This is a genomic window from Streptomyces sp. NPDC021019, from assembly GCF_044333295.1.
Lineage (GTDB): Bacteria > Actinomycetota > Actinomycetes > Streptomycetales > Streptomycetaceae > Streptomyces.
Genome location: NZ_JBIRQR010000003.1, coordinates 488,559 through 502,542, shown reverse-complemented (window position 1 = coordinate 502,542; position 13,984 = coordinate 488,559). Strand labels below are relative to the sequence as shown.

Here is a 13,984-nt window from a genome sequence, read left to right as displayed (position 1 = left end):
TGGGCAGCGCCGTTGGATCGGGCGGAGGGCGACGGCGCTCAGAGTTCGACGAGTACCTTGCCCCGGTTGGCCGCCCGGTCGCCGTAGAGGCTGCCGTAGGCGGCGGGGATGGCGTCGAAACCGTGGTGCAGGGTGTGGTCGCAGACGACCTCGCCGCGCCGGACGCGGCCGCCCAGGTCGGTGTGGAGGTCCTGCCAGTTGCGTTCGGTGAACCATTCCAGGGAGAAGATGCCACGCACGGTGGCGCGCGGGAACATCAGGTAGGGCAGGAGCCGGGGGCCGGTGCTCTCGTTGCCGACCTGGGTCGCCCACTGCCAGCACACCGCCACCTGGCTGCCGATGTTGAGCAGGGGGAACACGGCGTCGGTGACCGCGCCGCCGAGGTTGTCGAAGTAGCGGTCGACGCCGTCGGGGGCGGCCCGGACGAGTGCGTCGTGGACGGTGTCCGCGCCGTCCCCGTGGCGGTAGACGATCACGGCGTCGAACCCGAGCCCGGTGAGGTAGTCCGCCTTCTCCGGGCACGAGGTGGTGCCGACGACCCGGGCCCCGGCGAGCGCGGCGAGCTGCCCGACGAGGGCGCCCACCGAGCCGGAGGCCCCGCTGATGACGAGGGTCTCGCCGGGACTGATCGTCATGTACTTGGTCAGGGTCCCCCAGGCGGTCATGCCGGGGCCGCCCATCACGCTGAGGGCGGTCGGCAGCGGCAGGGCGTCGTCGTACCAACCGGGGTCGAGCCTGCGGTAGGCGGGGAAGACCATGGGGAACGTGCCGGTCTGCCAGAGTTCGGGGACGCCGGCGCTGATCACATGGGTACGCCAGCCGCCGAAGCCCTGTACGAGGTCGCCGACGCGGTGGGCGGCGCGCGGCCCCGCCTCCACCACCTCCATGATCGAGTCGGCGCCCATGTGCCGCCCGATCGGGGTGTCGAGGGCGATGCCCTGGAGGTAGGGGTCGACGGAGACGTACAGGGTGCGCAGGAGCATCTCGTCGGGGGCGAGGGTCACGTCGACGTGTTCGACGACCTTCTCGTAGACGCGGTCCACGTCGGGGATTCCCTCGACGTGTTCGCGGACCACCCATTTCGCGATCTTCATGGCTTCCTCTCGGTCGGTGCCGCGGGGCGGACGGGTACGGGGATGACCCGGTGGGTCGGTGGTGGTGCGGTGAGGTCGAGCGACGCGGTGAAGGGCCGGTCGTCGTCGCGGCAGACGAACTGCATGACGTGGCGTCCGGCGGCGGCGGCCCGGATGAGCCCGCCGGTGGTGGCCCAGACGCCGGACTGGTAGAAGTCGCGCAGTCCGGGGAGGCCTGGGCCGTGCTTCTTGATCAGCTCTTCGAGGGTCTCGCCGCTCTCCACGAAGGGCTGCCAGCCCAGCACGGTCCCGTCGTAGTTGCCGGTGTAGCGGACCTGGGTGAGGGGGCTGGAGACGTCACGGACGACGATCGCGTCCCGCAGGCCGGGGTAGCGGTCCTCCAGGAAGCCGACGAGTGTTTCGCGGGCCCGCCGTTTCGCCGCGTAGTAGCCGCGCCCGTGCCGTACGGGCAGGGTGTGCAGCTCCTGTCCGCCGCGGGTGCGGGTGATCTGTTCGGGGCCCTCGTCCAGGGCGCGCCAGGGGGCGATGTCGCAGAAGTAGGTGGCGTAGACGACGGTGGTGCCGTCCGGGGACAGTTCCGGGTAGTGGCGGCTGCGGAACTGGACGTTGATGCTGGGGTGGCGGATGCCGGTCAGTTCGGCGGCCGTCGCCTCGTCGAGAAGGTAGGTGGTGCAGGGGTCGCCCGCGGGGAAGGGGCGGGAGAGGCCGAGGAAGAGGGTGAAGTAGCCGGGGAAGACCATGCCGGGTTCGTGGATGGTCTCCGTGTAGAGCTTGCGGTAGTCCTCGCCCAGGTACTTGCCCTCCAGGAACTTCATGGTCGTGGTGTAGCCGTCGCAGGCCGACACGATGATGTCGGCGCGCAGTTCCCGGCCGTCGCTGAGGCGGACGCCCACCGCCCGGTCGTCCTCGACGATCACCGTCTCGACCTTGGTGTTGTAGGAGACCTCGCCGCCGAGCCGGCGGTAGCGGGCCTCGATCGACTCGGCGAGGCCGAGGGAGCCGCCTTCGGGGACTCCGGCGGAGAGGTTGGCGTGCGAGGCGAGCTGGAAGTGGAAGGGGAGGACGGGGAAGGCCGGGTGCTTCTCGTACAGGATGAAGTTGAAGGCATCCCGCAGGAGGGGGTCCTTGAACTTCTTGGAGAAGTCGCTCATCAGGACGGTGATCGTGGTGCGGACGGAGTTGAAGTACGGCAGGAACGAGGCGAGCATCCGCCAGCGCTCGCGGCGTCCCATCAGTCCGACGGGCTTGAGGAAGGGGTAGACCGCGAGCGCCTTGCGGAAGCTGCGCAGTTGCGCGCAGAACTTCCGCACGAGCCGGGCGTCGGCGGGCGAGATGCCGATGAGGTGGGCTTCGAGCCGGTCGGGGTCGGAGTAGAAGTGGACGGCCCGGCCGTCCGTGCCGCGCACGATGTTGAAGACGTCGAAGTGGCGGATCTCCTTGCCCTGGAGGGCGCCGAGCTCCAGCCAGATCTGGTGCATCTCGTTGCCGGGGCCGCTGCCGAGGAGCCAGCTGACGCAGGCGTCCAGGGTGAAGCCGCCGCGCTCCCAGGCGGTGCAGCAGCCGCCGGGGATCTCGTGCATCTCCAAAATGCGGGTGCGGTAGCCGTTCATCTGGGCGTAGCAGCCGGTGGAGAGCCCGCCGAGACCGGCCCCGATGATGATCATCGTTTCCCGGGGCCGGCGGGTGCCGCCGGGCCGGGGCCCGTTCCTGTCGCCGTTCACGATCCCTCGCTCTCCCGTGCGGACCACCGGTCGAGCTGGGGCAGGTGTCCCAGCTTCCCGGGGTGCCAGGGTTCGGCGCCCTCGCTCTCCCAGGCCCGGAACTCCAGGCCCAGGTCGCGGCAGAGGTACTGGACGGCGAAGCGGCCGGTGGAGGCGGCGCGGATCAGGCCGCCCATGCCGACCCACTGTCCGGCCATGGAGAAGTTACTCAGTCCCGGCAGCCGCATCCGGTCCTTGCCGACGAGGCGCGCCGCGACGTCGTCGGCGTCGGAGAACGCCTTCCACGCGAGGATGGAGCCGCCGAGGTTGCCGGTGTAGCGGTGGGTGGTGGCGGGCGTGGCGACCTCGACGATGTCGATGCGCTCCGCGATGCCGGGGGTGCGGCGCTCCAGGAAGTCGCGGACGAAGTGGGCGACTTCGCGCTTGCGCCGGCGGTACTCCTTGCGGTCCCTGGTGCGCAGGTCCTTCCAGTGGGCGTAGTCGCTGAAGTAGGTGCAGTGCAGGACGGAGTGGCCCGGCGGTGCGAAGCCGCCGGAGTAGCGGGAGCGGGCCTGCACGACGAAGCTGTCCTGGAGGGCCCCGGGGAGGTGGGCCGCGTCGTCCGGGCCGAGGAGGTGCGTGGTGCTGTGCGCCTCCTCGGGTTCAAGGTCGCCGCGGAGGCCGACGAAGGCGGAGACGACGGCGGGGAAGAGGGTGCCGGGGCGGTGGAGGAGGTCGGTGTAGAGCTTGTCGATCCGGGGGCCGGTGTACCGGCCGCCCAGGAGTCCGTAGACGGTGGTGTGGCCGTCGCAGGCGGAGACCACGTGATCGGCGAAGTACCGTCTGCCGTTGCGGAGTTCGATGCCGATCGCCCGGTCGCCCTCGACCAGGATCCGCTCGGTGCGGGCCCGGTAGGTGACCGTCCCGCCCAGGCTCTTGTAGCGCTCCTCGACGGAGCGGGCGAGGCCGAGCGAACCGCCTTGGGGGAAGCCCGCGTTGCCGTGGTGGGCGGCCGCCATGTTGAAGAGGTACGGCAGCATCGGGAAGCCCTCGGGGTCCTGGAAGAAGATGTTGCGGAACGCCTTGCGCAGCAGCGGGTCCTGGAACCGGTCGGCGAACACCTGTATCGGGGTGGCGGCGGTCCGCCAGAACAGCCGGAAGGCGGGGAGCACCGTGCGCAGGGTCCGGGCCCTCTCCCCCACGGTCCTGAGCGCGGGCGCGGTCAGGAACGGGTACAGCTCGATGTCGATGAAGCGCCGCAGGTCCCGGGTGAAGGCCCGGATGAGCGGGGCGTCGGCGGGTGAGACCTCCAGGAGGTGGGCCTCCAGCCGGTCGGGGTCGTTGTAGAACGTCACGGACCGGCCCGAGGCGTCCTCGACCTTGTTGAATAGGTCGAAGTTGGTGACCGTCTTGCCGTCGAGCGCGCCGAGTTCGCGCCACACCCGGTGGGCGTCGTTGCCCGGGGCGGTGCCGATGAGCCATTCGATGCAGTAGTCGAAGAGGTACCCGTCGCGCGACCAGGCGGTGCAGCAGCCGCCGGGCAGCACGTGCTTCTCGAAGATGCGGGTCCTGGCTCCGCTCATCTGCGCGTAGACGCCGGTGGAGAGGCCGGCCACGCCCGCGCCGACGACGATGACGCGGGGCGGGGTGCCCGGGGCGCGTTCCCTGCTGGTCCAGTCGGTGGGGTCGTCATCCGCCATGGGCCGCGTCTCCCCTCAGGACGGAACGCACCAGCTCGGCGTTGCGGGGCAGGTGTTTGGCGTCGAGCATGTCGGCGTGGATGCCGGAGCCGCGCAGTACGGCGGTGGCGCCGGTGGAGCTGCCGTGCCAGGTGCCGTGCTCGCCGGCGGCGTAGAGGGCGGCCTTCTCCTCGTCGGTGATCACGCTGACCGTCGCGGCGACCGTGCCGGTGTTGGGGGTGCGACCGCAGAAGGCGAGGTATTCGGCGGCGTGGGCGAGGGTCTCCCGGGCGACGGCCTCGGAGCCGGTGTGCTTGCGTACGTGGTCGGCGAGTTCGCTCTCGAAGGCGGCGATGCCCGAGGCGTCCGGTTCGTAGGCGGCGAGGATGCGGCGGGAGTCGAGGATGACGACGTGGTCGACGTGGCGACCGCGCCGCTCCAGTTCCTTGGCCGTCTCGAAGGCGAGGTTGCCGCCGAGGGAGTAGCCGAGGAGCAGGTAGGGGCCGTCGGGCCGGTCCGCCTCGATCAGGTCGGCGTACCGGATGACCTTGTCGTCGCCGGGGAGGTAGTTGAAGCCGGTGACGGTGTAGTCGGGGAGTTGTGCGGCCAGGCCCCGGTAGACGAGCCCGTGGCCGCCGGCGGGCGGGAAGCAGAAGAGGGCGGGGGCCTGTCCGGCGTTGAAGGTGAGGCTGGGCAGTTCGTCGGCGGTGGTGCCGAGCAGGACGTCCTCCACGGTGGCGGCCATGCCGTGCAGGGTGGTGACCTGGTAGAGCCTGCTGACGGGGACGCCGACGCCGAACTCGGTGCGCAGGTGGTGGAGGAGCTCGATGAGCTTGATCGAGCTGCCGCCGAGTTCGAAGAAGTCGTCCTCCAGACCGATCTGTTCGCGCCCGAGCAGGGTCTTCCAGTGGCGGGCGACGCTGACCTCGTACAGCGTCACGGGTTCCTCGTGCGGCCGGTCCCCCTCCTCGGCCCGGGGGGCGGGCAGGGCGGCCGTGTCGACCTTGCCGTTGGCCGTCAGCGGCAGGGCGGGCAGCTCGGTGAAGTGGGACGGGATCATGTACGAGGGGAGTGAGCGCGCCAGGTGGCGGCGCAGGGCCCGGACGTCGAGGACCGCGCCGGGCGCCGGTACGCAGTAGGCGCAGAGCGCCGCGTCTCCGCCGGTGTCGGTGCGTACGGTGACGACGGCCCGGGCGAGGGGGGGCCACTGGGCGAGCTGTGCCTCGATCTCGCCGATCTCGATGCGGTGGCCGCGCAGTTTGACCTGGCCGTCGGTGCGGCCGAGCAGGTGGACCCGGCCGTGCGCGTCCCAGCGGGCGATGTCGCCGGTGCGGTAGAGGCGTTCGGGCCGGGCGTCGGCGGTCCGGCCGAGCGCCCGGGTGACGAAGCGCTCCTCGGTCTGTTCGGGGTCTCCGGCGTAGCCGAGGGCGACGCCGTCGCCGCCGATCCAGAGTTCGCCGGGCACGCCGGGCGGGACGGGTTCGCCGTGGATGTCGAGGACATGGAGGGTGCTGTTGGGCAGGGGCCGGCCGATCGGGACCATCGCGCCGGGCTCCAGATCGTCGACGGGCCCCTCGAAGTACGCGCTGTCGATGGTGGCCTCGGTGAGGCCGTAGGAGTTGACGAGGCGGGTGCCGGGCCCGCAGAGCTCGGCCAGTCGGCGGTACTCCCCCACGCTCCAGGCGTCCGAGCCGACCACCAGCAGCCGCAGGAAGTCCAGCCGCAGCCCTTCCCGTGCGCAGTGGTCCATCAGGCCACGGACGACGGCGGGCACGAACTCCGCGCAGTCGACCCGCTCCTGACGCATCGTCCGATACAGCCGGGTCGTGTCGAAGAGGAGGTCGCGGTCGGCCAGGACGAGGGTGCCGCCCGAGCACAGGGCGCGCACCAGGTCGCCGGTGAACACGTCGAAGGACGGTTCGGCCATCTGGAGGTGTGTCCGTACGTCGGTCTCCAGCCGGTACTCCTGGCGCCAGGCGGCGTGGGCGGAGGCGAGGTTCCGGTGGCTGACCCGGACGGCCTTGGGGCGGCCGGTGGATCCGGAGGTGGTGATGACGTACGCGGGCACGTCGGGGCCGGCCTCGGCCGCCGGTCCTTCCGGGTGCGGTGCGGTGCGCCCGAGCTCGGCGAGGGTGAGCGTCGGGACGGTCAGGGCCCCGGTCTGCTCCGGCGTGGCGTCGTCCGCGACGACGACGAGCGCCGCGCCGGTGGTCGTCACGAGGTGGGCGAGCCGGTCGGCGGGCTGGTCGGGCCGGAGCGGGAGGTAGGCGGCGCCGGCCTTGAGCACGCCGAGCAGGGCGGCGATCAGCTCGGGCGACTTGTCCAGGCACAGCACGACCACCGAGCCCTCGCCGATGCCGAGCGCCCGCAACCGGGCGGCGGTGTCGGCCGCCTGCCGGTCCAGCTCCGCGTAGGTCAGCCGGTGCGCCCCGCCGTGCGCGGTGGGCATGGTGACGGCGACGGCCGCGGGGTGCTCGGCGGCGATGCGGCCGATCAGCGTGTGGACCGGGGTGAACGGCTCCTCCCCGGGAACGGCGGACGGCAGGGCCGGGCGGCTCCACTCCGCGACGATCCGTTCCCGCTCCTGATCGCCGAGCATCTCCATCCGGGAGGCGGGCTGTTCGCCCGGCACCCGGGTCATGCGGTCGAGGAGCCGGGTGTAGTGGGCGGCCATGCGGCGCATGGTCTCGGGGAGGAAGAGGTCGGTGTTGTACTTGAACACGCAGTGGAAGCGGCCCTCGGCCTCGTCCTCGTAGGCGGACAGCGTTATGTCGAACTGCCCCTCCTCCTCGGGTAGTTCGATGTACTCCAGGCGGTAGCCGTACTGCTCGGTGGCCACCTTGTGGGTGAGGAGGATGAACATCGCCTGGAAGACGGCGGAGCGGCTGGGGTCGTGCTGGAGGCCCAGCTCCTCGACGAGGAGGACGAAGGGGTACTCCTGGTTGTCCAGGCCGCCGAGCACGGTCCGGCGGACCTGTTGCAGCAGTTCGGCGACGGTCGGGTCCTCGGAGAGGTCGGCGTGCAGGGGCAGCGGGTTGACGAAGTAGCCGTAGACGGAGGCGAAGTCCTGCCGGGTGCGGCCGGTGACCGGGCTGCCGACGACGATGTGGTCCTGCCCGGAGTAGCGGTGCAGCAGGAGGTAGTACGCGCTCAGCAGCACCATGAACGGCGTGACCCCGTGGGCGCGGGCCAGGGCGTGGACGCGGGCGCTGAGGGCGTCGTCCAGGACGAAGAACTCGGAGGCCCCGTTGTGGGTCTGGACCGCCGGACGCGGCTTGTCGACGGGCAGGTCCAGGAGCGGGACCTCGGCCGGCAGGTGGGCGCGCCAGTAGTCGAGCATGCCCGCCGCCCCGGGCCCGGCCAGGAAGGCGTTCTGCTGGTTGAGGAAGTCGAGGTAGCGGGCCTCGACCGGTGGGAGCTGTGGTTCCTGGTTGCGGCGCAACGCCTCGTAGACGGCGAGGAGTTCCTCGATGAAGGTGAAGGTGGAGATGGCGTCGGAGACGATGTGGTGGACGGCCTTCATGATGATCCAGCGGTCCGGGCCCCGCTTGAAGAGCCGGAAGCGGACCAGCGGGTCGTGGGCGAGGTCGTAGGGCTTGCGGTACTCCTGGACGATCGTCGCGTGGATGGACTCCCAGTCCTCCCCCTGGACGTCGAAGAGGGCGAGGTCCGTCGCGGCGTCCTCGGACACCCGCTGCACGGCCTGCCCGTCCACCAGGAGAAAGTTGGTGCGGAGCGCGGGGTGCCGGGCGATGAGCCGGCGGACGGCCTCGAACATCAGGTCCGGTTCGAGCGTGACGGTCACCTCGACGGCCCCGCCGATGTTGTACGCGTAACCGTCGGGATTGAGGTGCTTGAGGAACCAGAGCGCCTTCTGGTTCTGCGTCAGGGGGTACTGCCCCGCGTCGCTGTGGAGTTCCACCGCTCCCGGGGCCCCGTCGGAGGCGTCGGCCGAGGCGAGGGCGGCGAGGCCGTCGTGGAGCTGGGCGGCGAGTTCCCCGGCCGGGGTGCCGCTGAGCAGGGCGACCACGGGGAGGGCGACGCCCAGCTCGGCGTGGATCCGGGCCCGCAGCTCCATGGCGAGGAGCGAGTCGAGGCCGAGTTCGCCGAGTCCGGTGGCGGGGTCGATGCGGTCCGTGCCGGTGCGCAGCACGGCGGCCGCGAGCGCGGCGAACCGCTCGGCGACGAGGGTGCGGCGGGTCTCTTCGTCGGCGGCGCGGAAGGTGTCGAGGAATCCGTTGCCCGAGGCGGCGTCGGCCGGCGGGGCGGCGGCCGCGGCGAGGTCGGCGACCAGTGGCGGCGGGGACGGGTACCAGGCGAGGAAGACGGGCCAGTCGACGACGGTGGCGACGACCAGTTGGGCGTGGTCCTGGCCGATGACGCGTTCCAGGACGGCCATACCGGCTTCCGGGGACAGCGAGCTCATGCCGCGGCTGTGCAGATAGTGGTCGACGAGTCCGAGTTCCTCGATCATTCCGGTGGCCCAGGGGCCCCAGTCCAGGCTGAGCGCGGGCAGCCCCTGGGCGCGGCGGTGGTGGGCGAGTGCGTCCAGGAAGGCGTTGCCCGCGGCGTAGTTGGTCTGGCCGGCCGTGGTCAGCAGGGAGGCGATGGAGGCGAAGAGCACGAAGTGCTCGAGGGGCTCGTCGCGCAGGTGCCGGTGCAGGAGGTGGGCGCCGACGGTCTTGGGGTCGTGGACGGCGTCGAAGCCGGCCCGGTCCAGATCGGCGACGAGGGTGTCGCGGACCTGTCCCGCGAGGTGGAACACCCCGCGTACGGGGGGCGCCCCGCTGTGCCGGTGGGCGTCGAGCCAGCCGGCCAGGGCGTCCTCGTCGGTGATGTCGAGGGTCGCGAGGACGGGCTGCGCGCCGAGCGCCTCCAGCTCGCGGAGCAGGGCCACGGCACGGCCCTCGGGGGTGGCGGGGTCGGTGCCGGCCCATTTCTCGCGGGCCGGGACGGGGGTGCGCCCGACCAGGATGATCCGGCGGGCCCCGCGGCGTACGAGGGTGCGGCACAGCAGTCGCCCGAGCGCGCCGAACGCGCCGGTGACCAGATAGCTTCCGTCCGCCCGCAGGCGCAGCGGCAGCGGGCGGGTCAGGCCCTCGGCGGGGCGGAGGCGGCTGGTGCGGCGGCCGCCGTCGCGCAGGGCGATCTCCTCCTCGTCATCGCTGAGGACTTCGCCGAGGAGCGCTTCGGCATCGGCCCGGTCGCCGTCGGGGCCCGGCTGCCGCCCGGGGTCGAGGTCGATGAGTTTGCCGGGGTGTTCGATCAGTTCCTGGTGCCGCAGCACGCGGCCGATGCCCCAGGCGGGTGCCCCGAGGGGTTCGGGTCCCTCGCCGGGCAGGGCCGGCTGGGCGCCGCGGGTGACGATGTGCAGGCGGCCTCCGGAGCCCCGGGCGGACAGGAGCCGGGCGAGGGCGATCAGTGAGTACGCTCCCGCGCCGGTGTGGTCGTGGACGGAGCTGCGGTCGCACGCGGCGAGGGCGGGTGCGTCGAGGTTCCACAGGTGCAGGACGGCCCCCCGGAAGGGACCCCCGTCACGGTCCAGGTCGGCGAGGAGCCGGCGCAGATCGGCGTCGGACGCGGGGTCCACGGCGAACGTGGCGCCGTCGCCGGACGCGGTGTAGGCGGCGCCCCGGCGCACCAGGCGGCAGCGTTCGCCCCGGGCGGCGGCCAGGGCGGCGAAGGCGTCCGCGACGCCGCCGGTGTCGGCGAGGACCAGCCAGTCGTGGTAGCCGGCCGCTCTCGCGGGCGCCGGTGCCTGCCGGCGCTCGGCGGTGCTCCCCGTCGGCCCGCCGCGTACGTCACCGTCGTTCGCGTCCTGCGACAGGGCGCGGGCGTCCTCGGTGGGCAGCGGCGGGCAGTCGGTCCAGACGGGTTCGGCGAGCCAGGAGTCGATCGTGGTCCGGGCGACGGCGGTGGCCGCCTTCTCCACGTCGGCGGCACGGAAACCGAGGACACGGCCGAGCGGCGCCCCGTCGTCCGCGTACAGGGCGATGTTGCCGAGGGTGGTGTCGGCGTCGCCGGGGAGCAGGGTGGCGTGGGCCCAGAACGGCTGGTCGCCGATGGGTTCGAGGGCGACCTCGTCCAGGGAGAGCGGCAGCCTGATCCCGGTGACCGGTGCGGGATCTTCGGGGGTCAGCGGGATCAGCGGAGTCAGGAGCGTCTGGAAGCAGGCGTCGAGGAGGACGGGGTGGAGGTGGTGGCCGTCGGCGTCGTCGCCGATCGCCCGGGGCGGGCGGATGCGGGCGAGGACCTCGCCGGAGCCGATCCAGACCTCCTCGATGGCCTGGAAGGCGGGGCCGTAGTGGTAGCCGAGGGCGGCCAGCGCGCTGTAGCAGTCGGGGCCTTCGAGGCGCCGGAGGGACCTGGCGCGGAGCGCGGGGGCGTCGAGCGGCGGAGCGGTGCGGCGGCGTTGCCCGGTGCGGACGATCCCGCTCGCGTGCACGGCCCGTTCCCCGTCGTCCCCGGTCGGGGAGGCGATGGTGAAGGCGGCGTTCTCCAGGGAGAGCGACACCTCCACGGTCCGGTCCTCGCCGTCGGGCAGGAAGAGGGCCTTGCGCAGATCGATGTCGGCGAGGACGGCGGTGGTGCCGCCGGTGAGCCGCAGGACGGCCTGGGCGGCCATTTCCAGATATGCGGCGGCGGGGAAGACCACGGTGTCCTGGATGCGGTGGTCGGCGAGGTACGGCAGGTCCTCGGTGTCGAGACGGGCCTGCCAGGTGGGCTCCGTACGGTCGGTGCGGCGGCCCAGGAGTGGGTGGTCGCGGTGGCCGAGGCGGACCTGGGCGACCGGCCGGGGTTCGGTCCAGTGGCGGTCGCGCCGGAAGGGGTGGCGGGGCAGGGTCACCGGCCGGCCGGCCGGCTGGAGGACGCTCCAGTCGATGGGGACGCCCAGGTTGTGGAGCGAGCCGAGGGAGGCGGCGAAGCGCTCGCTCTCGTTCTCCCGTCGGCGGATCGAGGGCAGGGTGAGTCCACTCGCCCCTCCCGTGTCGAGGCATTCGCGGATCGCGTGGCCGAGGACCGGGTGCGGGCCGATCTCCAGGAACACCTGGTGACCGTCGTCGGCGATGCGGTCGACCGCGGAGCGGAAGCGCACCCGCTCGCGGACGTTCTTCCACCAGTACGCGGCGTCCAGTTCCTCGCCCCGGGCAGTTCCCTCGACTCCCGTCAGATACAGCGGAACCTGCGCCGCTCGCGGCTCCAACGGAGCGAGTGATGCCAGCAGTTCGTCCCTGATCCGCTCCATGACGACGCTGTGGTAGGGCACTTCCACGGTGAGGAACTTCGCGAACTGCTGCTCGGCCCGCAACTCCTCGGCCAGCAGGGTCAGCGCGGCCTCGTCCCCGGCCAGGGTGATCGCGGTGGGGCTGTTGACGGCGGCGACCGAGACCCGGTCGCTGTAGGGGCGTACCCGGCGCTCCGCCTCGTCCTCCGAGAGGCTGACGGCGAGCATGGCGCCGGTGCCGGCCAGGGTCTGCTGGAGGCGGCTGCGGTGCACGACGATCCTGGCCGCGTCCCGCAGGGAGTAGACGCCCGCCGCGTGGAAGGCGGCGATCTCCCCGGTGCTGTGGCCGACCACGGCGTCCGGGCGCACTCCGTGGGACCGCCACAGGGCCGCCAGGCCCACCTGCACGGCGAAGTTCGCGGGCTGGGCGAGCCAGGTCTCCGCCATCCGGGAGACGGACTCGTCGGCGGCCATCTCCTCGATCAGGGACCAGTCGGCGAACTCGCGCAGCGCCCGGTCGCACGCGGCGACGGCGTCGCGGAAGACCGGCTCCTCCTCGAGCAGTTGGCGGCCCATGCCCCACCACTGCGGGCCCATGCCGGTGAAGACCCACACCAGCCGCCGGTCGGCGGCGTCCCGGGTGCGGCCGTGGACGACCCGGGGGTGGGCCTCGCCGCGCGCGTGGGCGGCGAGGGCCTCGTCGAGGGAGGCACGCGAGGTGTAGGCGACGGACAGCCGCTCGGGGAGGTGCTGGCGGCGGTGGGCCAGGGTGTGGCCGAGATCGTCGAGGGCCACGGCCGGGCCGTTGTCGCCCGCCAGCTCGCCCCGTATCCCGGCCGCCATCTCCGTCAGGGCGTCGGGATTGCGGGCGCTGAGGGGCAGGATGCTCCAGCGCCGCCCGGCGGGCGCGGCGGGGCGGATGTCCGGCAGGGGCCCGGGGGCCTCCTCCAGGACGACATGGGCGTTGGTGCCGCCGAACCCGAAGGAGTTGACCCCGGCGCGGGCGGGCCCTTCGTGTTCGGGCCAGGCGGTGGGCCGGGTGGGGATCTCGTAGGGCAGGGTCGCCGGGTCGATGGCGGGGTTGAGGTTCTCCAGGTTGATGTGGGGCGGGATCGTGCGGTGCTTGATGCTCAGGACGGTCTTGATCAGCCCGGCGATCCCGGCGGCGGATTCGGTGTGGCCGATGTTCGTCTTGACCGAGCCGACGTAGGCGCGGGCGCCCGGGGCGCGCCCGACGGCCAGCGCGCGGGCCAGGGCGTTCGCCTCGATCGGGTCGCCGACCGGGGTGGAGGTACCGTGCGCCTCCATGTACTGGAGGTCGCCGGGGGTGATGCCGGCCTCGGCGCAGACCCGCCGGATGAGGTCGACCTGGGCGTCGGCGTTGGGCACGGTGATGCCGTTGGTGTGCCCGTCCTGGTTGACGCCGCTGCCGGCGATCACCGCGTGGATCCGGTCCCCGTCCCGTACGGCGTCGTCCAGCCGCTTCAGCGCCACCAGTCCGACGCCTTCGGCCCGTACGTAGCCGTCGGCTGCGGCGTCGAACGTACGGGAGCGGCCCTCGGGCGACAGGAACCCGCCCTTCGTCTCCGCGACGGTGTACTGCGGGGCCATGTGCAGCAGGGTGCCGCCGGCCAGCGCGAGGTCGCTCTCCCCGTTGTTCAGTGCCTGGCAGGCCAGGTGGACGGCGACCAGGGAGGAACTGCACGCGGTGTCGATGGAGAGGCTGGGGCCGCGGAAGTCGAAGCAGTACGAGATGCGGTTCGACACCATCGTCATCATGGTCCCGGTCGCGGTGTGGGCGGCCAGCGAGGTGAAGCCCAGGTCGGCGAATTGCAGGATCTTGTAGTCCAGGGTGAAGGCGCCGACGTAGACGGCGACGTTGCCGCCGGCGAGGTCGGCGGGGCGCTGGCCACCGTCCTCCAGGGCCTCCCACGCCACTTCGAGCAGCTTTCGCTGCTGCGGGTCCATGTGGTCGGCCTCGCGGGGGCTGATGCCGAAGAACGCGGGGTCGAACTCGTCGAAGCCGTCGATGTATCCGCCGCGACCGCCGACGAGGCGTCCGGGTTTGTCGCGGAACCGGCTGCCGAGCGTGCTGACGTCGTACCGGTCGGATGGTGTGGGCGTGATGCAGTCCTTGCCCTCCACCAGGTTGCGCCAGTACGTGCGGTGGTCCGAGGCGCCGCCGGGCAGGCGGCAGCCCATCCCGATGATCGCCACCCTGTTCCGTAACGCCCGGTTGTTCGCGTCGGCCATGTCGAACTCCTCAAGTCGTGGTGGAGCGAGTCG

4 protein-coding genes are annotated in these 13,984 nt (G+C 72.3%); all 4 read right to left on the bottom strand.

Features of this window, described 5'->3' with window-relative positions; genetic code table 11:
• Positions 1 to 38 precede the first annotated feature (38 nt).
• The 4 genes from ACH4RG_RS19675 to ACH4RG_RS19660 are packed head-to-tail and all read right to left on the bottom strand — an operon-like array spanning position 39 to position 13,951.
• Positions 39 to 1,094 carry an MDR family NADP-dependent oxidoreductase gene (locus ACH4RG_RS19675; protein WP_397917649.1) on the bottom strand — a complete coding sequence of 352 codons (1,056 nt, stop codon included), beginning with the start codon at positions 1,092 to 1,094 and terminating at the stop codon, positions 39 to 41.
• Complete coding sequence (locus tag ACH4RG_RS19670; protein WP_398540027.1) at positions 1,091 to 2,758, bottom strand: phytoene desaturase family protein; 1,668 nt, start codon at positions 2,756 to 2,758, stop codon at positions 1,091 to 1,093. Before ACH4RG_RS19670 ends, ACH4RG_RS19675 begins: the two co-directional genes overlap by 4 nt.
• A 53-nt stretch (positions 2,759 to 2,811) precedes the next feature.
• Positions 2,812 to 4,494, bottom strand: a complete 1,683-nt coding sequence (locus tag ACH4RG_RS19665) for a phytoene desaturase family protein (protein ID WP_397917648.1) — start codon at positions 4,492 to 4,494, stop codon at positions 2,812 to 2,814.
• Positions 4,484 to 13,951, bottom strand: coding sequence for an amino acid adenylation domain-containing protein (locus ACH4RG_RS19660; protein WP_398539893.1), 9,468 nt, complete (start codon positions 13,949 to 13,951; stop codon positions 4,484 to 4,486). Before ACH4RG_RS19660 ends, ACH4RG_RS19665 begins: the two co-directional genes overlap by 11 nt.
• Between the last annotated feature and the right edge of the window lie 33 nt (positions 13,952 to 13,984).

What these genes read in the sequence shown, in the direction of transcription:
- ACH4RG_RS19675 (WP_397917649.1), bottom strand. Translation starts at nt 1,094, where the DNA reads ATGAAGATCGCGAAATGGGTGGTCCGCGAACACGTCGAGGGAATCCCC.
- ACH4RG_RS19665 (WP_397917648.1), bottom strand. Translation starts at nt 4,494, where the DNA reads ATGGCGGATGACGACCCCACCGACTGGACCAGCAGGGAACGCGCCCCG.
- ACH4RG_RS19660 (WP_398539893.1), bottom strand. Translation starts at nt 13,951, where the DNA reads ATGGCCGACGCGAACAACCGGGCGTTACGGAACAGGGTGGCGATCATC.
- ACH4RG_RS19670 (WP_398540027.1), bottom strand. Translation starts at nt 2,758, where the DNA reads ATGATCATCATCGGGGCCGGTCTCGGCGGGCTCTCCACCGGCTGCTAC.